The sequence below is a fragment of the Polaribacter sp. AHE13PA genome (assembly GCF_019278505.1).
Classification (GTDB): Bacteria; Bacteroidota; Bacteroidia; order Flavobacteriales; family Flavobacteriaceae; genus Polaribacter.
This window is the reverse complement of record NZ_CP058985.1, coordinates 1,064,557-1,087,536: the sequence shown is the minus strand read 5'-3', so window position 1 is coordinate 1,087,536 and position 22,980 is coordinate 1,064,557. Positions and strand designations below refer to the sequence as shown.

Sequence of the window (22,980 nt, the reverse complement as noted above, 5' to 3'; positions counted from 1 at the left end):
TTGTTGTAAAGAACTACCTTGTTTTCTTAAGGTGTGCGAATATACAAAGTTTTCATAAATGACCTAAAAATATTTTGTTTTTTTTTCAGTTTTATGCTTTAATTTAATGTTCAGAACTTGTTGCTTTGTTAGGCTAGCAAACCTTTATAAGAGTAACAATCTGAAAATAAAGCGTTTCGGGTTTGCAATGTTAATTACACCAAAATAGTAGTTCCTTTTGCAGTTTTATTTGCATCTTCATCAAAATAAAAATCAATACGTCCTAAGTTTACACCATAAGCTCCTACTTGGTTGACCAAGGTGTTTTTTCCGTCTGCATTTTTTACAATGGTTGGTTTTGGTAAAAAAGTATGGGTATGGCCACCAATAATTAAATCAATGTCTTTAGTAGCCTTCGCTAGTGTTAAATCTGAAACTTTATCTGGATTGTTTTTATAGTAATATCCTAAATGCGATAAACAAATAATCAAATCACATTGTTCTTCTTGCTTTAATTGACGTGTAATATCTTGTGTAATTTCAATCGGATTTAAATAACCGGTTTCTTTGTACATCTTCTTACCTACCAAACCTTCTAACTCAATCCCCAAACCAAAAACACCTATTTTAAGTCCGTCTTTATGCAGTATTTTATAAGGTTTCACATGCGTATCTAACACTGTATTTTTAAAATTATAATTAGCAGAAACAAAATCGAACTTAGCGTTTGGTAATTGTTTGTACAATCCTTCTATAGAATTGTCAAAATCATGATTACCAATTGTAGCAACATCATATTTTAAGATACTCATCAACTTAAACTCCAATTCTCCTCCAAAATAATTAAAATAAGGCGTTCCTTGAAAAATATCACCAGCATCTAATAACAAAGTGTTTTCATTTTCTTGTCGTATTTGTTCTATCAAGGTAGCGCGTCTTGCCACTCCTCCTCCATTCGGAAATCTGTTGTGGTTGGCTTTAAAAGGTTCTATATGACTGTGCGTGTCATTGGTGTGTAAAATAGTAATATGTCTTTGTTTTTTTGCAATAAAAGACGGTAATGTAATACCACCAACTAAGGCCATTGTAGAAAAGGCTCCTGTACGTTTTATAAAATCTCTTCTTTTCATTAGTTCAGTTTTACACGGTTATCAATGGTAGTTTGTAATGTATCTACTTTTTTAAAGTAATCTATAATAGCATCTCTCATTTTGTAATCTAATACAGTTAATGCTACAGGATTTTTAAAAAAATTCATTTTATCACCTCCATCTTGTAAATAATCTGAAGTTAATACAGTATAGGTCTTCATTTGATCCAATGGCTTGCCATTAATTAGTAATGTATACGTGTCTCCTATAATGGTCAATTCTATATTTTTAGACAAAGGATGTGCGGCGCTGTTTTTTATAAAATAGGTAACTAATTCTTTTATTTTATCACCTGTAAGGGTAGCAACAACCAATTCATTATCGAATGGCATTAATTTAAATGCGTGTTCTTTGGTAATGTTTCCTGCCGGAATGCTCGCACGGATTCCGCCACTATTAAACATCGAAAAATCGATAGAATTATTAGTTTTCTCTTTAAAAAGTGGGTTTGCCACTGCTACACACATATCTGCCAATAGGTTGCCTAAAGTACTTTGTCTGCCAACATTTTGTTTGGTTAACTTTATAGGTGTATAGGTTAAGGTTTCTTGCATATCACCGGTAAGTTGTTCTTTATAAGGTGCTATGAGGTTTGTTATTTTTGTAGATGGTACAAATGTACTGTCTATAGCAATGTTTTTAGCCGTTATTTTTGTGAGTTGCTGATCTGCTTTTTTGCAAGAAACTACAAGCAGTAGACCGCAAATAAAATGTAATAATTTCATGGTTTTCATATGAGGCCGAAAGCTAATAATTAAAAAAATAGTATCCTTTTTTTATTCTATTAATTTACCTGTACATTCTGTTAAAATATAATTAAAATGCTCCACATCGTCTCTATTTAACTTAAAAACACCTGTTACGGTTACAATTTTATCTGTTTTAAAATTTGGTTTATTTTTAAAATAAAGTTCTACTGCAGTTTCTGGACCACCTTCTCCACAAAAAAAGCAAGAAGACATAGGGCCTTTAGATAATATGTAAATATTTTCTTCTGGCGCAATATTTAAAAAATAGCCTTTAATTGTAATTTGTTTTCCATCTAGCGCCTTTACAGACGGTAAAAAAGTAGGATACATAAAAGTTTCATTATATTCTGTAAAAAATTTATCTGTATACGTTACTGCTGCTAAATCTTGCCAGGTAATTTCTTGTTGACTGTAACCATAAAAGCTACAGAAAAGCAAAACAAGAAGTAAATGTTTATTTTTCATTACTTAAAATTGTTGAAATATTCATTTTTATAATAGGATAAATAGCCAATACAACCGATACAATTATCATTGCAAAAATGAGGCTTGCTATTTGTAATAAATCTTTAAAAGGCAGTGCTTGCAGTACATCTTGCTGATAATTAGTTTGCATGCTAATTAGTGTAAAAAAGAAGACTGTTTTAACAAACAGAAAACCCAATAAAAAGGCTGTAATTACAATAGCTAGACCTTCATATAAAACCATTTGTATCAATTGAAAACTACTAGCTCCGTAGGTACGTAAAATAGCCAAATCAAAAGCACGTTCTTTTACCATTTTATACAAACTCGTAAAAATTGTGAGACAAGAAATTACTAAAATTAAATAAGCGATTCCAGAAATGGTTTTAAAACCAATGCTTGTATATTCCTGTAGTTTATGCAGCTCATAAGCAGGCAATGCAGCTTGCATATTGGTATCCTTATTTATTTTTCTAGGCATGCTTAGAAGTGCTCTTTTACTTTTAAAACGAACTAATAAAGAAGTGATTTCTTTCTCTTCTTCGTGGTGCACATCGTGTTCATCATGATGCCCTGCTGCATGTTCTTCATGTTCTTCTTCTTCATGATGATGTACATCCCAAATGCTTTCTAAATTAGTAATCAGTAAGCGATCAATAACTTTTTGTGTAGGCTTTAATATTCCTACTACAGTTATTGCATCTTGATGCACATCTAAACTATTTTCTACCAAACCGTGAGAACTTAAAAAAGTATCACCAATATTTAAATGTAATTGTGCTGCAACAGTAGCTCCTAAAACAACTTCCATAGAGGCTGATACATATCTTCCTTTTTCTAATTCCGCCTTGTAAATACCAAAATAGTCTTTGGTGGTTCCTACAATTCTATATCCTTTGTAATTATCGCCATAAGAAATAGGTATGGCAGATTGTATCATTGGGTGCTTCCCCATTTTTTTGGCTTCTTCATAAGAAATATTTCCAGTAGGATTGTCTAAATGCAATACCGAAGCTAACACCAGTTGTAACGGACTTCCCTTTGCTCCTATTACTAAATCGATATTACCTACATTGTGTTCAATTTGGTTTTTAAAAGCGTTTTTTAATTGTTGAATCCCTATTAAAAGGGCAATACTTAACGACAAAATAAAGACACTTAAAAAAGTATATAAAGGTTTCGATTTTATATTATGTAGACTTATACTCCAGATTTTCATAATAAAACGGTTTTATTAAAGAACGGTTTTACTCTCTGATCATGTGTAATTACAATTAAATTCGCTCCAGTTTGCTTTGCTTGTTTCAGGAGTAAATTCATCACAATTTCACAATTTTCATCGTCTAAACTAGAAGTTGGTTCATCTGCCAAAATAATTTTAGGTTTATGAATCACTGCTAAAGCAATACCTAAACGTTGTAATTGGCCTTCACTAAGTGTTTTTATGCTACTTTTTTTAAATTCAGATAAACCTAATTGCGCTAATAAAACTTCTATTTCCTTATGATTAATCGGTTTTTTACTAAATAAAAGCCTCGCTTGTAGGTTTTGAAATACATTTAAATTCTGAATTGCATATTTTTTCTGAAATACAAGTCCGATATTCTCCCCTCTAAAAGCATCTAATTTGTGGTTAGACAATGCATTAATATCGATATCATTAACTACAACAGTCCCATTTACAGGTTCTAATAATCCTGCCAATAAATGTAAAAAAGTAGTCTTACCAATACCCGATTTTCCTATAACGAGTAAGTTTTCTTGTTTATCTAAAGCGATATCAGGAAAACTAAAAATACGATCATTTTTATTATATTGAAAAGTAAGACTACTTGTTTTTAGCATTTTAATGTGTTTATGACACTTTTACTTTATATTTTTAATTGACATCATTATTGCATCAATACCATTCCTTTTCTTTTTAAATTGATGGTATAACTAAACATGGTAATGGCAATAACAACCACAGAAATTAGTAACAAACCAACAATGGCATAAAGTAAAGAATGATCTTTTTTAGGCGCATACGTAAATGTTGGTAATTCCTTATACATCGTTTTATTAAACGTTTTGTTGTTGTACAATAAAGGAACAAAATAATTACGCCAATCTGCAGCAAATTGATACACTTGATTTTGGTAATTGTTATAATCTTCTTTTGTAGTACCTGCCATAGTACCTAAGGCACTTTGCGTAATAATTGCTGGAGATATCCATTGAAATTTAGATACCCAAGATTGTTGTTTTTTTAATTTATCTTCATAATCAGAGAAAAGTGGTTCCAATTCTTCTTTAATTAATTGCTGAGAAGCAATATATCCGTGCCAAAACGAACGCGCTTGAGATGGATCATTTACAGCATATTCGGGGTGATCTCTTAAAAAGTTATCTAATATTTGATCTTGCTTTTTAGTAGCTGCTGCTTTGTGTTCGCGTATTTCACTAATCATTTCTGTTCTTGGCGGAATTGGATAAAAAATATCTCCGGTCTGACTGATAATAGAAGGCATTAGCAATACAAAAACAATCCATAATCCTAAAAGAGACAAAGCGTTTTTTGCAGATTTAGAGCTACTAATATTAATAGCAAAAGCCAAACTAAACCAAAATAGCATATAACAAAATACCAGGGCTAAAAACGAAAGGAAACTTATAAAAGGTACATTAGCGAAAAAACCAAATACAATGGCGGATACCACAATAATAATGACAAACAAACAAAACAAGCGCATGGCTAATTTTTGCAATACCCATTTTCTAATAGAGATCGGTTGTGATGCCAACAAACGTAAAGTACCTCTTTCTTTTTCTTCGGATAAAACATTGTAAGAAAATGCTATAATAAGCAACGGAAGTAAATAAACGATGACAAACATTAAATCGAAACTTCCAAAAAGCAACTGAATTGGACTGGTCATTTCGGTGAAATTCAGTGCAAAATCATCTCCAAATACGGTTGGTAATACATAATGCGTAAAAATATCACTTTGTCCTACAGCTAAAAAGCCCATATCATTAGGATCCATTGCAGCAACTCTAGGGTAGTAATTTCCAATAGAAATTGGGCTCGTCGGAATTTTATAACGAGACACATGCACATTCATTCCGTTTTCTAAAGAATCTAAAACAGCTAGCATGTTTTTATCTGAAGCTTGCACTTCAGTTCTTGCTTTCGAAATATTTACTTTCCTTTTTTCTACTTTATTTTCGCCATTAAAAGCAGCAAAAACAAATAAACCCAATAAAAGAATACTAATCAACTGTATCCAACGACTGCGCAGAAGTATTTTTAATTCATATTTAAAATTATAGTACAGCATGCGATAGTTAATTTTTTTTACGGTTAAAAACGAATAATAAAGAGGTGGTAAACAATACCCAAGCCAATAAAATAAGCATACTAATTTTCTGTTGTTTTAAAACAGTACTTAAGTTTACATGCTCGTACTCAAACTTCGGAAGGTTTTTCCAAGTATCTGATTTTGCTAAATAACCACGCTCCATATAACTTGTGTTATTCGCGTAATTATCATTTAAAAACTTTTGTGTTTCAATTCTATAACTTTCAGAAGCATCAGCAAAATCCCAATGAGATTGATAATCCGTACGAGCAATTCCCATAGATAAAAATCGAGCAGAAAGAAACGGTGAAATAACAGAAAGTGTATTGTACGTAGCTACTTGCTTTTGAAACTGTGCCTTTAAAACAGCATAATGCTTTTTATATATACTAGCTTGATACTCCTCTCCTTTTTGCATACGATACGCAATAAAATTAAAAGGAAGTTGGTTTAAACTATCCACACCATATTCTAATAACACGTCTTTTTCTAATTGTTTAGAAGCTTCACTCCAAGGGTTATGTCCGTCTAACCCTTCTTTTTTAGCATCAGAAATAGTAGTCGCAAATTCTTGATGAGTTGGATATGGATATTTTGATTCCGCAAAATTACTAGCAACTTTTGGCGCTACTAAGCAAGAGATAATCCAAACACCCAATGCGACAACAAGCGACACACTCGATTTTTTAACTTGAATAGAAATAAAAAGTACAATATTGATAAATACAGTATAATAAAATAAATAGATCAATAGCAATAAACCTAAAGAAAGCCAACTAAACGATGTATAGCCTTCTATAAATGAGAGTACCATACCCGAAAGCAGAAATAATAAGGTTGTAAGAATAAAAATAGGCAGAAAAATAGAGACCCACTTTCCTAAAATCATTTTCCAATATACCATACCCTGACTCTTTAATAAAGCCATAGTTTCCATTTCTCTTTCTTTGGTAACACTATTATATCCTATTAAAATAATTAAAAGCGGTAAGATAAATAGTAAAATAAAATCTGGTGAAAGCACTCCAAAACGCGCCAAACCTGTTTGGTCTGCAACACTACTAAATTGTGCTTCATTACGTTTGTGTGCTTCTAAAAAAATAGAAGTACCTGTGTATTTATTAACACCTTGATCTAATAACGAAAGTGGATGTTTAGGTTTAAATACATAATTACCATAATGTGCCGCAGAATGCGGATTTTTCTCTCCCTGATTTTCCCAAACAGCACGTTCTTCTGTTTTTGCTGATGCTACTTCTTCAATTGATTTTTTATATTGATTTCTGCTTATCCAAACCGAAACAAGCAATAATAACAATACAATAATTCCAGAAAGTTTAACACGACCATCTCTAAAGAGCTCTTGGATTTCTTTTATAATTGTTTTTTTAATCATTTTTACGGCGTATTTACAATCATGGTTTTAAGATATACTTTCTCTAATTCTGATAAAGAAATGTCTTTAGAAACAAATTGTTCTAACAATTGTCCGTTTTTCATAATCCCTATATTTGTAGCAATTTCTTTTGCTCTAAAAAGATCGTGTGTAGCCATTAAAATAGCTACATTTTTCTTTTTAAGTTCTTGTAGTAATAAACCAAATTCGTTACTTGCTTTAGGATCTAAACCAGAGGTTGGTTCATCTAACAAAAGTACTTTTGCCTGTTTAGCAAGTGCAATAGCAATCCCTACTTTTTGTCGCATTCCCTTAGAAAAAGCATTGGTGCGTTTGTAAAAAGCATCCGATTGTAAACCTGCTTGTGTTAAAAGAGATTCTAACTGTTCTTTTTTAAAATTCTGACCACCAATACCAGAAAAGTAATCAAGATTTTCTACAGCGTTCAATGTTGGGTACAACATTAAGTTCTCGGGAATATAAGCGATGTCTTTTTTGGTTTCTAAATTGTTCTTTTCTACATCTTTTCCATTAATCAATGCTGTACCAGAAGTTGCTTTTAGAAAACCTAACAATAAATTTATAGTGGTAGATTTTCCCGCTCCATTAGCACCTAAAAGACAATATATTTCGCCTGATTTTACCTGTAAGGATAATTCATTTAAAGCAACGAAATCTCCATATTTCTTTGTCAGTTTTTCTGTTTTAATCATGTGATTTATTTTAGTGATGTTTTTATTGTGTTATTGGCCATTGATCTTCTTGCGGAAATGATTTAGTTTTCCATGTTTCTATTTCTTTATCAGTTAATAAACAAGTGTTTAATTGAGCGATTATGGCTTCTTTCTCTAAATATTGACCAATAAAAACTAATTCTATTTTACGGTCTCCATATATGGCGTCCCAACCTTTTTCTATATCGTCTTTATTTTCTACAAAAACAGCAGAACTAATGCGTTCTCCAAAAGACATTGATGCCCACCAAACACCTGCAGAGTCTGCTTTACAAGATCCTCCTGCGGAACTCCAAAGTAAAGCTTGGTCAGACCTAGAGGCTAACCAAAAAAGCCCTTTACTTCTTATAATATTCTGAGGAAAATCTGTATTTAAATAGTTTAAAAATCGCGCTGGATGAAATGGTTTTTTACTCCTATAAACGAGAGAGTTAATTCCGTATTCTTCCGTTTCTGGCACGTGCTCATTTTCTAATTCTTTTAACCAACCTGCAGAAGCTTCTGCTTTTTCATAATCAAATAACCCCGTGTTTAAAACGCTTTCTATTACAACTTTAGAGTTTTGTGTGGTAATAATACTTGCTTCAGGATTTAATTTTTGAATAATTGCATGCAGCGTTGCTATTTGTTCTTCAGTAACTAAATCTATTTTATTCAAAATAATTACGTTTGCAAATTCAATTTGGTCTGTTAACAGGTTTACAATAGTTCTATCGTCTCCTTCTATATTCGTCAACTCTCTTGTGGCTAAATAATCTGCACTAGAAAAATCTTTTAAGAAATTAAAAGCATCTACCACCGTAACCATCGTATCTATATAGCTAAACTTGCTTAAATCTATTTTACCATCTTCACTTTCAAATGTAAAAGTTTGAGCAACAGGAATCGGTTCACTAATTCCGGTGCTTTCTATAAGTAAATAATCAAATTTATTTTGAGCAGCTAGTTTTTCAACCTCAATCATTAAATCTTCTCGTAACGTACAGCAAATACATCCGTTAGACATTTCGACTAACTTTTCTTCGGTTCTAGAAAGTGTGTTTTCATTTTCTAGAAACTGAGCGTCTATATTCACCTCACTCATATCATTTACAATAACAGCTACTTTTAACCCTTCTTTGTTATGCAAAATATGATTTAATAATGTGGTTTTACCAGCTCCTAAAAATCCACTTAAAACAGTTACTGGTAATTTTTTAATTCCTTTTATCATTATTATTTTATATTTTGAATTGGGATTATTTATGAAGGTTATCGTAATTAATTGAAGGTATTTAGGCTATTTGCAATCGCTTGTTCTAAAACAGCAGGTTCACTACCAGCACCAATAGTTAGTAATTTAGTTCCTGTTATTGGCACGCCTTTAAAAGGTCTTACAAATATTTTTCCGTCTGGAGTTCTTTCAAAATAAGTGTAATTTGTTTCTTTAGCTATTTGTACACAACCTTTAACTCTAAGTATACTCTTAGGCAACTGATTACAAATAAAATCTATGCACTCTTTAGAAGGTAAAACAGGTAAATCTATAGAACAAGAAGACCAATGTGCTTTTTGATGCGCTAATTTATCAACCACATTTTTAGAAGGTAAAAGAATGGGTAACAACTCAACGTCTAGTGCATCTAAAGTGATAATTTTAGCAAAAGGGTTGTGTTTTTTTAAGTCTTTAACCACCAATTCCTTCCTATGTTCTGAAGCCCCATCAAGATGTGTCAACACAATTAAAGAGGATACCTGTATTTGATTCGCTTCTAAATCATTATGTTCTCCTCTTTTTTGCCAATTTAGTACATCTACCACAGAGATTTGTATAGGTGGTAAAAACCGATTGTTTACACCTACTCCTAAAAACTCCATAAGTGCACATGCATCTGATGTTCCGTTGGCTTCAATTAAAGTAATTCCGTTTTTTCTAATAGGAATTCCGTTTACATAATTTCTAAGTTCATGTATGCCACTGCAACAAATACAACTTCCGGTAAGCGCTTTTATATGTTTGTTATCTACTTTATCTAGAAACTGCTGTACATCCATATTGGCATTTTCATAATCATTTAAGATCACAAAAGGATTCCATTCTTTTTCAGTAAAACGATCTATTAAATAGTTTAATAAAGTAGTTTTCCCTGATCCTAAAAAGCCGACAATGGTAATAATTGCTTCCATATTGTAAAAACGCTTACGCTGATTTATACTTCTAGTAAATTTAATTTATTCATTTTTTCTATTAAATTTCCTGTAATTGCTACCACTGCAGGTTTAGGAATATTATCTTTATCAAAAGGCCACGTACTTGTAGGGCTACTTAAATCTTTTGTTTGTTCACCAGGATGTTGAACACTTAAAAACAAGGTTTTACCATCAGGAGAAAACCAAGGTCCTGTTAGTTCCGCATCTCTTGGTGCTGTGGCAACTCTAATTACTTTACCAGCGTCTTTTCCGTATCTCGGAATTACAAATAAACTGTTGTTTTTAAAAGGTAAATACGGTTTATCGGCTCTATTCATTGCACTACCAGACATGTCTGATGTCATCCAAAGATTCCCTGCTAAATCGAATGCTAAGTTATCCGGACAAGAAAATCCTGATTCCTCTCCTCCTGCTTTGTACGTTTCTGCTTTAAAGGTTAGCGAATCAAAAGCACCATTTGTTTCTTCAATTTTTAAAATTGATCCGTGGTAATCACCTTTTGGTTTGTTATTTGTTAAGGAGACAAAAATGTTTCCGGTAATAGGATCTATTTCTATGTCTTCAGGTCTGTTTAATGCAGTAGCTCCAATTAGTTTTGCAGCTTCTCTAGCTCTAATTAAAACTTCTGTTTGGTCTTTGAATTTACTTTTTAAAATCGGTTGATTCTCCCAATCCATAGCCAACCATTTTCCGTTGATGGTATCCGCCACATAAAGTATTCCTTCTTTTAAAGAACCTGGTTTAGAAGAGATAAATTTATACAGATGTTCATCGTTATGATCATCACCAGTATATGCAACAACACGTTTATCTTCTAGTTCGTAAAGTGTACAACATTCGTGTGCAAAACGCCCTAAGGCGATATGTTTTTGTGCAGTTCCGTCTTTTGGATTTACTTCAACTACCCAACCATAATGCTCTGGTGGATAGTTATAAAACGTTTCCCATCCGTATTCACTTGCTCGATGAGAAGGATTGTTATTTTCATCATATTCTGTTTCTCCAAAGCAGGCATCATAGTTTTCTTCGCAGGTAATAAATGTTTTCCATGGTGTAATTCCGCCAGAACAATTACTATTTGTTCCAAATACGGTAGTCGCTTCTTTAATTGGAGTATCCCAATTTAATGTCATAGGTGTATTGGCTGTAATACGTCTGTTATGAGGATCATTTTCAACAACTTTCCAAATGCCATTTTCCTCTTTTATTCGTACAATACTGCCACCAACATTGTACATTTCTTTATCTACTTGCTCTTTTGTTTTTGGTACTTTATTTTCTTTGGATTCATTATAGTCAGAAACGAAAAATGGATTTATATATTCATGGTTTACCCATAACAAGCCATCTTTAGGATTGTTATCATCTAAAGGAATAAAACAGATAAAATCATTATTGAATCCAAAAGTATCGGCATTATTAATGTTTTCTCCCCATTTAATGATGGAATGATACTCTAATCCATTCGCTAATAATAAATCGTCTTTATCCGAAGGCAATAATCCTTCTAAAACCAAATTTTTTAAAGTTTTAAATTGGTCATCAGACATAACATCAATTCCTTTTGCTGGAGTTGTTGTATTGCCACAACTTACTAAAAACTGAGGAGCAATCGCTAAACCTACTCCTGCTTTACCAATAAAAGATATAAATTTTCTTCGATTATATTCCATATTACATTCTTGCTTTAAATAATTATTAATTCGTAATTAATTAAAAGCTAAATTATATTTTTTCTTGAGCGATGATCTTTAAGAAATCGTTACGTTTTTCTGTTTCAGTAAAACAACCTCCATATTCTATAGTGGTTGTAAAACTGCTTTGATCTTTGATACCTCTAGAAGAAACACAAAGGTGTTTTGCTGTCACCGAAACAATTACATCTTTAGTACCTAAAATAGTTTGTAAATCGTTCAAAATTTGAAGTACAAGTCTTTCTTGTACTTGCGGACGGCGTGCATAATAATCTACCAACCGATTTATCTTAGACAAACCGATTACTTTGTCTTTAGGAACATATGCCACATTTGCATACCCTATTATTGGCAAAAAGTGATGTTCGCAAGCAGAATCTATCGTAATATTTTGTTCTACTAACATTTTATTATACCCATATTTGTTTTCAAAAGTGGATAGTTTAGGTTTGTTTATAGGGTTTAAGCCATAAAACAACTCTTTTACATACATTTTAGCAACACGATATGGAGTGCCAGACAAACTATCATCAGTTAAATCTAAGCCCATTTCTTCCATAATCTTTTTAAAATGATATTGGATGTTTTCTATTTTTTCTTCATCACTTTTATCAAAAGCATCTGCACGTAAAGGTGTTCTTATACTTGATGAGAAATGATTGTCACCTACAATTTCTATTTGTTTTTTATTTTTCATTTGTACAACATTTATCGGTTTTACACTGGCAATATTTTCTATTATAGGTATGTAAAATAATTAGTGCAATTGCTGGTATATAAATTGCGCTTTCTGGTATAGAAAGCAATGCTATTTTTTCATTGATAATCACAATAAACAGTAGCAACCAACTAAACCACAAGGCAGGTTTCATCCAGGTATTTGTAGTAGTTTCCGTAGATCTATAAATGGCAAAAAAGGAGATTACTAAAAAGAAATAATCTATAAATTTCCACCAAACAGGTGTCGTACTGCAACAAGCTGATGCGCCTGCTTGCACTATAAACAATAAGGGAGTAGCAGCACAATGTATAAGACAAAGAGAACTTGCTATAGCACCAATGCTATCGGATTTTTGTTTTGAGATAATCATTACTATTTTATTAATACAACTGAGTTGCAAATGTAAATAATAAATTTGTTATTACAACTAAGTTGCACTATATTTGTTATATGGGAATTATTAGAAAAACAAAGGCTGTAGAAGTATTACTTAATGAGTTTAAAAACAGTTCTGTAGCTATTTCTGCAAAAATGCTAATAAATCAATTAGATACTGAATTTAACAAAACAACGATATATCGTATTTTAGATAAGCTAGAAGATGATGGTGTTTTGCATTCTTTTCTTGGTAAAGATGGACTTAAGTGGTATGCTAAATGTACCGGATGTTCAGCTACAGAGCACAAAGATGTGCATCCGCATTTTCAATGTCTAAGTTGCGGTAAAGTAGATTGCTTACAAGTAAAAGTTGTTATCCCTAAAATAGAGAACAGACAAATAGCTTTTTCCCAGGTGCTTATACAAGGGAAATGTGAAGGATGTATTGGATAAAAAAACCAACTAAATAACTTGTAATTTATTTAATTAGTTTTATAATACGCTTAATTTTAATTTATGATCAAAAGATTTTATTAGTAAAAAGCAGATACTTATACTGTTTATTCGACTTAAAATTACCGTTATTTCCTATGCAAATAATGTTTCTGTAACTGTATATATTTTTTATAACGAATTTTAAGAAGCTCCAAAAAAAATACTTGTAGGTTCATTTATTCTATAATATCCTAAAAGTTTATATTACCGTAAAAATCTCACTTTCAGCCAATCTAGATTTTGGTGTTTTTTCTGTTGAATTAAAATCAGATTCAGTTCTATAGCCCAAAGAAACAGCTACTAAAGAAGTGAAACCTTTTTCTCTTAATCCGAATTCTTCATCCAATGCTTTTACATCAATACCCTCCATTGCTGTTGCATCTATTTCTAAACTTGCAACTCCTAATAAAAAGCTTCCAATGTTTAAGTATACTTGTTTTTCCATCCAATGTTGATAGTCTTTTAAGTCATATTTATGAATGTTTGCAAAAGCATTCATTGCTCCATACATACCATTTTTGACGTCTTCATTTGGGAATCTTCCATCTTTATCTTGTAACTCTAAAAGGTGTTTAAAATAAGCATCATCTGCACCTTCACTTGTTTTTGAACAGAATAATACAACTGCAGAAGCGTTTACCACTTTTGGTTCGTTAAAATGAAAAAAACCTTTTGCCCCCTTTGCCATACGTGCTTTTCCTTCGGTAGTTTCTGCAATAATAAAATGCCAAGGTTGAAGGTTTACACTTGAAGGACTCATTCTTAGTAAATTTTTAACTTGCACCATATCCGCATCAGATATTTTCTTGGTTGGATCAAATTCCTTAGTGGTGTATCTCCAGTTTAATGTTTCTTGTAAGTTCATATTATATTTTTTTATTTTACTATCATTTTTACAGTGACAAAAGTATACAGAGCATTTGTATCTCACAAGAACGGTCAAAAAGGATAGTACCCAAACCCTCTTATAAAACACGCTTAAATAACTAAAATACAATTACTTAAATCAAATGTTAAATTTACTATAAAAAGTATAGTTGTATACCTTAGTATAGTATTATATCTTTGTTGGTTCAAAAAAAAATTACAGCCTTATGTACACATATAAAGGAAAAGAATATCCTTGTTGCGCAAGTTTAACTATGGGAATGATTGGTGGTAAATGGAAAACGGTTATTTTATTTCATTTACGAAACACTGCACTTCGCTACAATGAATTAAGAAAGGAAATGCCAACAGTTACAGAAAGAACCTTAAGTCTACAATTAAAAGCTTTGGAGGAGGATGGTATTATTAATAGAACCGTTTTTACCTCTAAAGCTCCTTTAAAAGTATCATATTCATTAACCGATTTTGGTAAAACTTTAATTCCGGTTGTACAATCTATAGCAGATTGGGGTTTTTCTGTGCTTGAAAAAGATAAAAGTGTTGGTGTTAATATTTAAATACTAAGACTTACAAACACACGTTAAATACATCATATTTTACCCCTATTTTCCAACTTTTCCAAAGTTAGAATTCTTAAATCTGATGAATATATAATATTTTTAAACATTAAACTAAAACCTTAAATAAAGTTATGTAAACTCTATATTATATGATGTTTATAAACATTATTTTAATATAATTGATAAAAAATACTTGAGTTTTAATGAACTCTTTTACAATAAGAATTACTGTTTATTTGTTCTGTCAGAAAAGAAGTACGTTACAATACCAGTTAATACAAACAACAACCCGATGGCACTTTCTTTCGGTTTTTCCATTAGCATATACCCTAATATCCATATACTAAAAACCACAAAAACAATTTGTAGAAATGGTTTTAACGGACTCTTAAAAGCTCCTTTTCTTCCTTTTAACCAAAATATAGAAGCAACGGTTAAGGTTCCCATTAATTGTAATAAGAAACTAGCATATAAAAGAACTTGCTCAAAAGTACCTGTAAGCGTTAATACAATACTTATTCCTGCTTGTAACCACAAAGCTCTTACTGGTATTCCGTTTTTGTTTTTAACGGCTATTTTCCTCCAAAAAGAATGATCTTTAGCCATTGCAAATGTTATTCTAGACCCAATCCAAAGATAACCGCTTACGGTTGCAATAAGTTGTATGGCAATTAAGTAACTCACCCAGTTTCCTCCTTCTGTGCCAAAGATGTTTTTAAAAGAAATAAAAGCGACTTCCACCTTACCCGAAAGTTGATCTACAGAAGCATGTTTTAAAAATACAACTTGCAGCAGTACGTAAATTATGGTGACTAATGCAGTTCCGAATAGTAAAGCTTTTGGTAAATTTCTTCTTGCATCATCAATTTCATCCACGATGTATGCGGCAGAATTCCAACCTGTATATGCATATGTTACATATAATAGTGAAACAGCAAAACCAGGTAATAATATTTCGTCTTGCCAAGAATTACTAAGATCTATAGCGGTTACATCTTGCGTAGGTACAAAACTAAAACCGAGTATGATTAAAATTAGTACAAAACCAATTTTAACACCTGTAGAAATGTTTTGAAATTTTCCGCTTTGCCCAACGCTTATAGAGTGAATTGCAGTCAATATTAAAATCACCAAAATACCGAACCAATCGTTAAATATAGTTGGATTTATAGGATTTAAATAGCTTTTCATCGCCATTACAGAAATAGCAATCGGAGCCGAAAAACCAACAGTTAAGGAAACCCAAGCGTAAATATACCCAACAATTGGATGAATTAATTTAGATAGAAATACGTAATCTCCACCAGAATCATCAAAATTTGTACCTAATTCGGCATAAGTTAATGCACCAATTAAAGCAAATAAACCACCTAACAACCAAATTAGCACGATACTCCATGTATTTTGAATATCAGTTAATTGATACCCTAAACTGGTAAAAACTCCAGTACCAATCATATTGGAAATAACCAAAGCTGCTGCTGTCTTCCACCCTATTTTGTGTTTACTTTTCATGAACCTTGGTTATTCCTTTTCAGAAATATCTAATTATATTTTGTAGTTTAATCTTGCAAAATAAAATGCTCCAGTTGTTCCCATTTGAACCGATGCATATTTAAATACACCAAAATAACTGTTGTCATAAATTTGTTCATCTGGCAATACATCAAATAAGTTATTTGCTCCAACTGTTAAAGAAAGATTATCATTGATATTGCAAGAGCCTGTTAAGTCTGTAGTCACTTTTCCTGAATGTAATTGAGCGCCTCCAAAAGGAAAACCATTTCTAGTTATTTCTCCCCAATACGTGTTTCTTAACATTACGCCAAACTTATTTTTTGTTAAATCGACCGTAAATATTGCTTTGTCTTGAGGATTATTAGATTCAATTAAACTTTTTTCTTGAGCACCAAAATACACATCTTCTTGACCTACAAAAATGTCCGGAACATTATTAAGTGTATCGTCTACTTCCGTTTCATTATGGTTGTACAATAAAGAAAAGTTTAATGCACCTTCACTTAAAGGGACTTTATAATTCATTACCAAATCTACACCTGCAGTGGATGTATTAATAGCATTTGTAAAAAAACGTGCAGAAGAAACACCTAGTGGCTTAAGAATATCTTGTAATTCTGATATTTCATCACCATAAACATCATTACCTAAACTACCTGTATAAATAATTCTATCGTCAATATCAACTTTATAAGCATCTAAAGTAATTTGAAAATTATTGGTAACCTTAGCTGTTAAACCAAGACTTATACTTGTAGAAGTTTCTTCTTTTAATTCAGGAATACCTAAAGTCTGAGCAATTTCACTATCGTTTCTAAACGTACCTCCATTAATAAGGTTTCCATCAACCAAATCGGTAGCGATATTATTAAAATATTGTTGTTGTAAAGATGGCGCTCTAAATCCGGTTCCAAATGCACCTCTTAAAACAACAGCATCTGTTAATTTATATCTTGCTGCTATTTTTCCGTTAATGGTGTTCCCAAAATCATTATAATTTTCGAATCTACCAGCTACATCAACTAAGAATTTGTCAGTAAAATTAAGCTCAACATCTGCATATATTCCTACAGAAGATCTTTGCTCATCTACTTCATTATTCGGTGCAAAACCTGGAAATGAATTTGCTCCATTGCCAATATACGAACCTTCTTCACCTGCATAAATCGTATAATTCTCGTATCTGTATTCAGCACCAAAAGCCAAACCAAGTCCGCTCATGATAGTATCATCAAATTTAGAAAAGTCTAAGTTTACGGTATTTTGTAAAAAAGTATGTCCACCTGCATCAAAAGAAGTCGGACTATTAATGCCCAATGCATCATTTACAGTATTAGAAATGCCATAATCAAATTGATTGTAACCATTGGTATTACTCAAATCAAAATCCCATTCACCAAGTTTTGTTTTATAACCTGCAATTAAAGAAAGATCGACAACTGTAGATTCTAACATGGGTTGAAACCCGTTTGGATATAACTCTAAAACATGACCTTCTGAAGGTAATCTTCTAAAACCAAAACCATTACCCGTTCTATAGTTTCCACCACCTGCAGCGTAAAAAGTGCCATTTTCACTTGTGGGAAGTTCAAGGTTTATAAAAACCTGGGTATTGGTTATAGCCGCATCTCCAATTTGAAAATTAAAATCATCACGAGTTAAACCAGCAGCATTAATCAATTCGTTATCACGTTCTCTGGCACCATCATTAGAAAAATCATACGCAAAGAAATTGCCTAAATCAGACTGGTCATAAATAACCAAATTATGATTTTGACTTCTACTTGTTTTACCTCTATCGTTAAATTCTGCCGTAAGGTTTATAAAACCACCTTTATTGCCTATTTTGGTACCATAATTTACATTTAAATTAAAAGTTTCTCCATCGCCTTCCGAAGTTAAACCATAAGTAGTACCCACCTCTAAACCTGTATTTTTCTTTAAAATAATATTGATAACCCCTGCAATAGCATCAGATCCGTATTGAGCAGCAGCACCATCTCTAAGTACTTCAATTCTATCGATAGCAGCTGAAGGTATCGAAGATAAATCTGTACCAACAGATCCGTTTCCAACCGTGTTTTGATTATTTAATAACGAGGTCGTGTGTCTTCTTTTTCCGTTGATAAGTACCAAAACTTGATCTGGACCTAAACCTCTTAAAGAAGCAGGATCTACATGTTCTGTTCCGTCCGAAGAAGATTGTCGATTAGAATTAAATGAAGGTACTAAATTCGCTAGCAAATCATTCGCCGTAGTTTGTGCACTTGTTAATTTAATTTTAGACACATCTACAATATCTACCGCTACAGGAGTTTCTAATTTCGTTTGTCTTGGATTTCTTGTTCCTACCAGTACAACTTCCGAAAGAATCTCTGATGATTCTTGTAAAACAATCGTTAAGTTTCGTCCTCCTTGTTGTTTCTGAGTTTTAAACCCTAATGCAGAAAAAACTAAAATTGCATTTTCATTATTGCTAGAAACAGAAAAATTACCACTGTTATCTGTAATAGTTCCTGTTGATGTACCTTCGATAATAACATTTACGTCTTCTAGTGGTGAGTTATTGATATCAATAACTTTTCCGTTGTATATTTTCTGAGCAGATAAACAGAGTGTTGTACTTAGAAATATAAATAATAAAAAGGACCTCATAAATTTTAATTTAAACTAATTTTGATTGAATTAAAGTATCTAATTAAAACCGTGCAAGATAATAAAAATCGAAATATTCGAACCCTTTTTATGATGTAAATGATTACCAACTAACACCCGCTCCACCACCACCAGAACTACCACCTCCAAAACTTGATGACGAAGAAAAAGATGACGAAGAACCAGAAGACGAGGAAGTCTGTCTTACTTTTTTAGCAAGAACTACCTTCTTTTCATCTTGATAATTACAATTCCTACATTCATAAAAATCAACGCGCTCTCCTGCAGATGCATAAGTTGCAGCTTTTAGAAGTTTAGAAGATTTTTTTCCGTACGTTTTATAACCACATTTTGTGCAATCACTATACTTCCTGCTATTAATTCCTTCGTATTCTAAAATTAAAATATCACTTTGGTCTTCCGTTACCCAAACATCGTAACGAGTAGATTTGAGGTTTTCTTCTAAAATTTGAGCAGCTTCTAAAAATTCATTTTCTGTCCATTCGTTTTTTAGATGTAATAATTCTCCATTCACTTTACTATAACGAGGAGCTGTACGATATTCTTGCAAGCGTTTTTTTACCAATTTAGAAATGAAAAGTATTGGAATTGGAAATAAATATATAAGACAACCTAATTTAAATTCGTCCAATCGATTATACTTGTCATAAAAATCGTCTTTAGATACTTGTGTTTGAAATATTACACCGTAATACCACACAAAAAATAATATACAAACAAAAGCATAACCAATTAACAAATAATGATACCACTGATAACCTTCATCTTTTTGATGTACAATACTAGTACCGTAGACTTCCTGAATAACTTGTGGATTGTCTAAAAACTCACGTATTCTAACCACCGAATTTACCAACCCTTCACCATAATTTCCATTCTTAAAATTAGGCACAATTTCATTTACGCCAATGCGATAACAAACAGCATCCGTTAAAATTGGTTCTAGACCATAACCAACCTCAAACTCTGTTCTCCGCTGGTCCATTACCGTTAAAATTAGCAATCCGTTGTCTGTATCTGCTTTACCAATACCCCATAATTCGAAAAGATCTACAGCAAATTGTTTAGGTATTTCTTTACCAATACTCGGAACCACAACTACTGCAACTTCTACAGATGATTTTTGTTCTAACTCAAATAATAATCGATTTATTTGAATTTCTGAAGAAGCATCAATATAATCATATGGATCGGATACATATCCAATAATTCCTTTGCCTCTTGGACTCGGTACCTCTTTAATTGAATAACTTTCTTTTCCGTTATTATAAACTGGTGCTTTAAACCTTGGATAAGTAATTTTTAGTTGCTCAACCGTCTTTTGGTCTAAAGGATTTTTGACAGAAGTGTCTATTACTTCTGTAGCATTGGTAGCACCCTCCGTAATTCCCTGACTAACAATTGATATTGGAGTAAAAAAACAGGCTAACAGCAGGCTGTACAGTACAAAGTTTTTAGTCTGTTTATAATAGGTAGCATGGTGTACTTTCATCAGTTATTTTTATATTTTTAAAACTAATAAACTAGGTTTTATCTATGTTCGATTAAACTTCTTTCCTCAACACTTCCAATGGCGGACTTTTTAAAACCGATTTTAAATTACTCAAACCAATTACAACTACTAAAAATGTAATTCCTGGGAGAAAAACTAAAAACGGAATTGCAGATGGTATAAACGGTTCTTTAAATATAAAGGTGGCTAATAATTGACTACCAATTAAAGACAATAAAATACCCGTTAAACTACCCAAAACTCCTAGGTAGACATATTCTAAGGCCGTAATTTGTAAAATTTGTTTGCTTTTTGCACCTAATGTTCTTAACAATACACTTTCTTTAATTCGTTGGTATTTACTATTTCTAACGGAACCAATCAACACAATAAAACCTGTTAAAATGCTAAAAAACGCCATAAAATTAATGATCCAAGAGATTTTATCTAAAATATCTTCTACAATGGTAAAAACCTGACGTAAATCTAAAATAGTAACATTTGGGAATTCTTGCACCAACGCTCTCTGTAATTCCGCAGAACCTTCTTTATTTGGTACATGGGTAGTCATTACATTAAATTGAGGTGCATTTTCTAAAACTCCCTTTGGAAACAAAATCATAAAATTGACTTTCATACTACTCCAATCTACTTTTCTGATGCTTCCCACGATGGTTTCCATCAACACACCTTGAATGTTGAAAACAATTGGATCTCCAATTTTTAAATTGGCATCTTCAGCAAAATTATCGGAAATAGAAATATTTATTGGTACTCCTTGAGTCATTTTTCCTGTCCACTCACCTTCTATAATTTCTTCGGTTTCTGCTAATTCTTCTCTGTAGGTAACTCTAAATTCTCTGTTTAAGATCCATTTTTTCATTTTAATAGTAGAATCTTTCCGAATCTCATTTACCGTTTTACCATGAATACTTTGCATACGCATGGTAATAATTGGTATGTTATCAATTACTTCCAATCCTTTGCTAGTAAAAGTTTCTAAAATAGCCGTTTCTTGCTTTTGTTGAACATCCATTAGAATAATATTCGCATCATTCTTTTTATTTTCTATGGATGTTTTTGCTAGTAAAATATCCTTCGTAAAGTATAACGTACTTATTAGAAAAGTCCCCAATCCAACCGCTAAAACAAGTACCATCGTTTGATTATTGGGTCTAAATAAATTCAATAAACTTTGACGTTTTGTATATCCCCAAGAACTTGGGAAGAATTTTTTAATCAATTTGATGAAAAGATTAGCAACACCTGCCATAATTGCAAAAGTGATAAAAATACCTGCGGTAAAAATCAATCCGTTTACGGCATCTTTTAGCATCCAAAAAGAAAACAAATAAATGAAAAGTAAAATTGCCAATACTACTGCAATTCGTGCTTTTTTAGGTTTTTGTAAATTATCTTCAGAACCTCTTAAAACTTCTAAAGGAGATACGTACCAAGTACCTAACAAGGGTAATAATGCAAATAAAACGGACATTAAAACACCTAAAGAAACGCCCATTATTATAGGTTGAGCAGAAATTGAAATGGCAACATCAAAAGGTAAAAAATCTTGTAAGAGATACGGAAAAGCATATTGTAAACTAACTCCAATAACAGCACCAATTAAACCGCCAATTAACCCAATGCCAATAATTTGGATTAAATAAATTAAAAAAGTTTGTTTTCTAGAAGCTCCTAAACATTTTAAAACAGCTACATTTTTTAGTTTTTCCTTAATATAAATATGTACAGAGCTCGCAATACCAATACACCCCAATAAAAGTGCAATAAAAGCAACTAAATTTAAAAATCGACTTACATTATCATACCTTCTACCCAATCGCTCACTGGTACTTGTATGCGTATCTAAATCAGCATTTTCTGCCTTAAGAATAGGATCTGTTTTGTTTTCTAAAGTGACTAAATCCATTGTAGGAGCTTCAAAAAAGTACTGATATTCTTTTCTACTTCCTAATTGTAACAACCCTGTTTCTTCAACAAAACGAAACGGAATTAAAACCGTTGGTGCCACAGAAGAAGAAATTGCTGTACTACCCGGAATTGATTTTAAAGCACCAATAATTTCAAACGTATTTTTACCTAATTTAATAGAATCTCCAGGGTTTATATTATATTGTAAAAGCAAGGTAGCATCTACCAAAGCACCTCCCAATTCTTGATATTTTTTACCAGCATTTTCAGGTTCCGTAGATAAATCTCCGTAAAACGGAAAATCACCTTCCATAGCTCTAACCTTTACTAATTTTGTCCCATTATTTTTAGGAAAAGCAGCCATAGACACAAAATTGACTTCAGATGCATCTGCGCCTAAAGAATCTATAATAGCTTGTACTTTTTTAGAAGGTATTTGTTTACTATCAATAATAAAATCGGCTCCCATTAAGGATTTCGACTGTAGCTTTATGTTTTGCTTTAAATTGTCACTAAATAACTGAATGGAAACTACAGCTGCAATACCTAAAATAATAGATGCCATAAAAAGCATCAACCTAGAAAGGCTTGCTTTTCCGTCTCTCCAAGCCATTTTTAATA

Annotated in this window: 20 protein-coding genes; 2 read left to right on the top strand and 18 right to left on the bottom strand. The window is 32.0% G+C overall.

Features of this window, described 5'->3' with window-relative positions:
• Nucleotides 1-194 precede the first annotated feature (194 nt).
• Genes H0I28_RS04700 through H0I28_RS04640 form a run of 13 tightly spaced genes read right to left on the bottom strand, consistent with a single transcriptional unit; the run spans nt 195 to nt 12,790 of the window.
• Nucleotides 195-1,109 (bottom strand): bifunctional UDP-sugar hydrolase/5'-nucleotidase, encoded by a 915-nt coding sequence (locus H0I28_RS04700; protein ID WP_218760720.1) that lies wholly within the window; start codon nt 1,107-1,109, stop codon nt 195-197.
• Nucleotides 1,109-1,855 (bottom strand): 5'-nucleotidase C-terminal domain-containing protein, encoded by a 747-nt coding sequence (locus tag H0I28_RS04695; protein WP_218760718.1) that lies wholly within the window; start codon nt 1,853-1,855, stop codon nt 1,109-1,111. Before H0I28_RS04695 ends, H0I28_RS04700 begins: the two co-directional genes overlap by 1 nt.
• A 51-nt stretch (nt 1,856-1,906) precedes the next feature.
• Nucleotides 1,907-2,344, bottom strand: coding sequence for a hypothetical protein (locus H0I28_RS04690; RefSeq protein ID WP_218760717.1), 438 nt, complete (start codon nt 2,342-2,344; stop codon nt 1,907-1,909).
• Complete coding sequence (locus tag H0I28_RS04685) at nt 2,334-3,563, bottom strand: ABC transporter permease (RefSeq protein WP_218760716.1); 1,230 nt, start codon at nt 3,561-3,563, stop codon at nt 2,334-2,336. The genes H0I28_RS04690 and H0I28_RS04685 overlap by 11 nt, the downstream gene beginning before the upstream one ends.
• Nucleotides 3,560-4,189, bottom strand: a complete 630-nt coding sequence (locus H0I28_RS04680) for an ABC transporter ATP-binding protein (protein ID WP_218760715.1) — start codon at nt 4,187-4,189, stop codon at nt 3,560-3,562. The genes H0I28_RS04685 and H0I28_RS04680 overlap by 4 nt, the downstream gene beginning before the upstream one ends.
• Before the next feature lie 47 nt (nt 4,190-4,236).
• The gene (locus H0I28_RS04675; protein ID WP_218730406.1) at nt 4,237-5,664 is read right to left on the bottom strand and encodes a DUF3526 domain-containing protein; all 1,428 of its coding nucleotides are present in this window, start codon (nt 5,662-5,664) and stop codon (nt 4,237-4,239) included.
• A 7-nt stretch (nt 5,665-5,671) separates the two neighbouring features.
• Nucleotides 5,672-7,081, bottom strand: a complete 1,410-nt coding sequence (locus H0I28_RS04670) for a DUF3526 domain-containing protein (protein ID WP_218760714.1) — start codon at nt 7,079-7,081, stop codon at nt 5,672-5,674.
• A gap of 2 nt (nt 7,082-7,083) precedes the next feature.
• On the bottom strand, nt 7,084-7,794 hold the full coding sequence (locus H0I28_RS04665) for an ABC transporter ATP-binding protein (RefSeq protein WP_218760713.1): 711 nt from the start codon (nt 7,792-7,794) through the stop codon (nt 7,084-7,086).
• Nucleotides 7,795-7,816: 22 nt separating this feature from the next.
• On the bottom strand, nt 7,817-9,028 hold the full coding sequence (locus H0I28_RS04660; RefSeq protein ID WP_302850268.1) for a GTP-binding protein: 1,212 nt from the start codon (nt 9,026-9,028) through the stop codon (nt 7,817-7,819).
• 47 nt (nt 9,029-9,075) lie between these two features.
• The gene (locus tag H0I28_RS04655) at nt 9,076-9,981 is read right to left on the bottom strand and encodes a GTP-binding protein (RefSeq protein ID WP_218760712.1); all 906 of its coding nucleotides are present in this window, start codon (nt 9,979-9,981) and stop codon (nt 9,076-9,078) included.
• Nucleotides 9,982-10,004: 23 nt separating this feature from the next.
• Nucleotides 10,005-11,678, bottom strand: a complete 1,674-nt coding sequence (locus H0I28_RS04650) for a PhoX family phosphatase (RefSeq protein WP_218760711.1) — start codon at nt 11,676-11,678, stop codon at nt 10,005-10,007.
• A gap of 52 nt (nt 11,679-11,730) precedes the next feature.
• Nucleotides 11,731-12,396 carry a GTP cyclohydrolase I FolE gene (gene folE / locus H0I28_RS04645; RefSeq protein WP_218760710.1) on the bottom strand — a complete coding sequence of 222 codons (666 nt, stop codon included), beginning with the start codon at nt 12,394-12,396 and terminating at the stop codon, nt 11,731-11,733.
• The gene (locus H0I28_RS04640; RefSeq protein WP_218730400.1) at nt 12,386-12,790 is read right to left on the bottom strand and encodes a MerC domain-containing protein; all 405 of its coding nucleotides are present in this window, start codon (nt 12,788-12,790) and stop codon (nt 12,386-12,388) included. Before H0I28_RS04640 ends, folE begins: the two co-directional genes overlap by 11 nt.
• An 80-nt stretch (nt 12,791-12,870) precedes the next feature.
• Between H0I28_RS04640 and H0I28_RS04635 the strand changes: the two genes are divergently transcribed.
• Nucleotides 12,871-13,251 (top strand): Fur family transcriptional regulator, encoded by a 381-nt coding sequence (locus H0I28_RS04635; protein ID WP_218760709.1) that lies wholly within the window; start codon nt 12,871-12,873, stop codon nt 13,249-13,251.
• A 241-nt stretch (nt 13,252-13,492) separates the two neighbouring features.
• Here the strand turns inward: H0I28_RS04635 and nfsB are convergent, their stop codons facing one another.
• Nucleotides 13,493-14,158: an oxygen-insensitive NAD(P)H nitroreductase gene (gene nfsB / locus H0I28_RS04630; protein ID WP_218760708.1), complete on the bottom strand. Its 666-nt coding sequence runs from the start codon at nt 14,156-14,158 to the stop codon at nt 13,493-13,495.
• Nucleotides 14,159-14,387: 229 nt separating this feature from the next.
• Between nfsB and H0I28_RS04625 the strand changes: the two genes are divergently transcribed.
• Nucleotides 14,388-14,738 (top strand): helix-turn-helix domain-containing protein, encoded by a 351-nt coding sequence (locus H0I28_RS04625; protein WP_218753109.1) that lies wholly within the window; start codon nt 14,388-14,390, stop codon nt 14,736-14,738.
• A gap of 228 nt (nt 14,739-14,966) precedes the next feature.
• Here the strand turns inward: H0I28_RS04625 and H0I28_RS04620 are convergent, their stop codons facing one another.
• The 4 genes from H0I28_RS04620 to H0I28_RS04605 form a co-directional block, all read right to left on the bottom strand.
• Nucleotides 14,967-16,256, bottom strand: coding sequence for an APC family permease (locus tag H0I28_RS04620; protein WP_218760706.1), 1,290 nt, complete (start codon nt 16,254-16,256; stop codon nt 14,967-14,969).
• A 33-nt stretch (nt 16,257-16,289) separates the two neighbouring features.
• Nucleotides 16,290-18,914, bottom strand: coding sequence for a TonB-dependent receptor (locus H0I28_RS04615; RefSeq protein WP_218760705.1), 2,625 nt, complete (start codon nt 18,912-18,914; stop codon nt 16,290-16,292).
• A gap of 103 nt (nt 18,915-19,017) precedes the next feature.
• Complete coding sequence (locus tag H0I28_RS04610) at nt 19,018-20,427, bottom strand: YgcG family protein (protein WP_218760704.1); 1,410 nt, start codon at nt 20,425-20,427, stop codon at nt 19,018-19,020.
• A gap of 52 nt (nt 20,428-20,479) precedes the next feature.
• A complete protein-coding gene (locus H0I28_RS04605) occupies nt 20,480-22,972 on the bottom strand; it encodes an ABC transporter permease (RefSeq protein ID WP_218761584.1) in 2,493 nt (830 codons plus the stop codon).
• Between the last annotated feature and the right edge of the window lie 8 nt (nt 22,973-22,980).

Excerpts from the sequence above, each read along its gene's own strand:
- H0I28_RS04700 (WP_218760720.1), bottom strand. The coding sequence starts at position 1,109 with ATGAAAAGAAGAGATTTTATAAAACGTACAGGAGCCTTTTCTACAATG.
- H0I28_RS04695 (WP_218760718.1), bottom strand. The coding sequence starts at position 1,855 with ATGAAATTATTACATTTTATTTGCGGTCTACTGCTTGTAGTTTCTTGC.
- H0I28_RS04690 (WP_218760717.1), bottom strand. The coding sequence starts at position 2,344 with ATGAAAAATAAACATTTACTTCTTGTTTTGCTTTTCTGTAGCTTTTAT.
- H0I28_RS04685 (WP_218760716.1), bottom strand. The coding sequence starts at position 3,563 with ATGAAAATCTGGAGTATAAGTCTACATAATATAAAATCGAAACCTTTA.
- H0I28_RS04680 (WP_218760715.1), bottom strand. The coding sequence starts at position 4,189 with ATGCTAAAAACAAGTAGTCTTACTTTTCAATATAATAAAAATGATCGT.
- H0I28_RS04675 (WP_218730406.1), bottom strand. The coding sequence starts at position 5,664 with ATGCTGTACTATAATTTTAAATATGAATTAAAAATACTTCTGCGCAGT.
- H0I28_RS04670 (WP_218760714.1), bottom strand. The coding sequence starts at position 7,081 with ATGATTAAAAAAACAATTATAAAAGAAATCCAAGAGCTCTTTAGAGAT.
- H0I28_RS04665 (WP_218760713.1), bottom strand. The coding sequence starts at position 7,794 with ATGATTAAAACAGAAAAACTGACAAAGAAATATGGAGATTTCGTTGCT.
- H0I28_RS04660 (WP_302850268.1), bottom strand. The coding sequence starts at position 9,028 with ATGATAAAAGGAATTAAAAAATTACCAGTAACTGTTTTAAGTGGATTT.
- H0I28_RS04655 (WP_218760712.1), bottom strand. The coding sequence starts at position 9,981 with ATGGAAGCAATTATTACCATTGTCGGCTTTTTAGGATCAGGGAAAACT.
- H0I28_RS04650 (WP_218760711.1), bottom strand. The coding sequence starts at position 11,678 with ATGGAATATAATCGAAGAAAATTTATATCTTTTATTGGTAAAGCAGGA.
- folE (WP_218760710.1), bottom strand. The coding sequence starts at position 12,396 with ATGAAAAATAAAAAACAAATAGAAATTGTAGGTGACAATCATTTCTCA.
- H0I28_RS04640 (WP_218730400.1), bottom strand. The coding sequence starts at position 12,790 with ATGATTATCTCAAAACAAAAATCCGATAGCATTGGTGCTATAGCAAGT.
- H0I28_RS04635 (WP_218760709.1), top strand. The coding sequence starts at position 12,871 with ATGGGAATTATTAGAAAAACAAAGGCTGTAGAAGTATTACTTAATGAG.
- nfsB (WP_218760708.1), bottom strand. The coding sequence starts at position 14,158 with ATGAACTTACAAGAAACATTAAACTGGAGATACACCACTAAGGAATTT.
- H0I28_RS04625 (WP_218753109.1), top strand. The coding sequence starts at position 14,388 with ATGTACACATATAAAGGAAAAGAATATCCTTGTTGCGCAAGTTTAACT.
- H0I28_RS04620 (WP_218760706.1), bottom strand. The coding sequence starts at position 16,256 with ATGAAAAGTAAACACAAAATAGGGTGGAAGACAGCAGCAGCTTTGGTT.
- H0I28_RS04615 (WP_218760705.1), bottom strand. The coding sequence starts at position 18,914 with ATGAGGTCCTTTTTATTATTTATATTTCTAAGTACAACACTCTGTTTA.
- H0I28_RS04610 (WP_218760704.1), bottom strand. The coding sequence starts at position 20,427 with ATGAAAGTACACCATGCTACCTATTATAAACAGACTAAAAACTTTGTA.
- H0I28_RS04605 (WP_218761584.1), bottom strand. The coding sequence starts at position 22,972 with ATGGCTTGGAGAGACGGAAAAGCAAGCCTTTCTAGGTTGATGCTTTTT.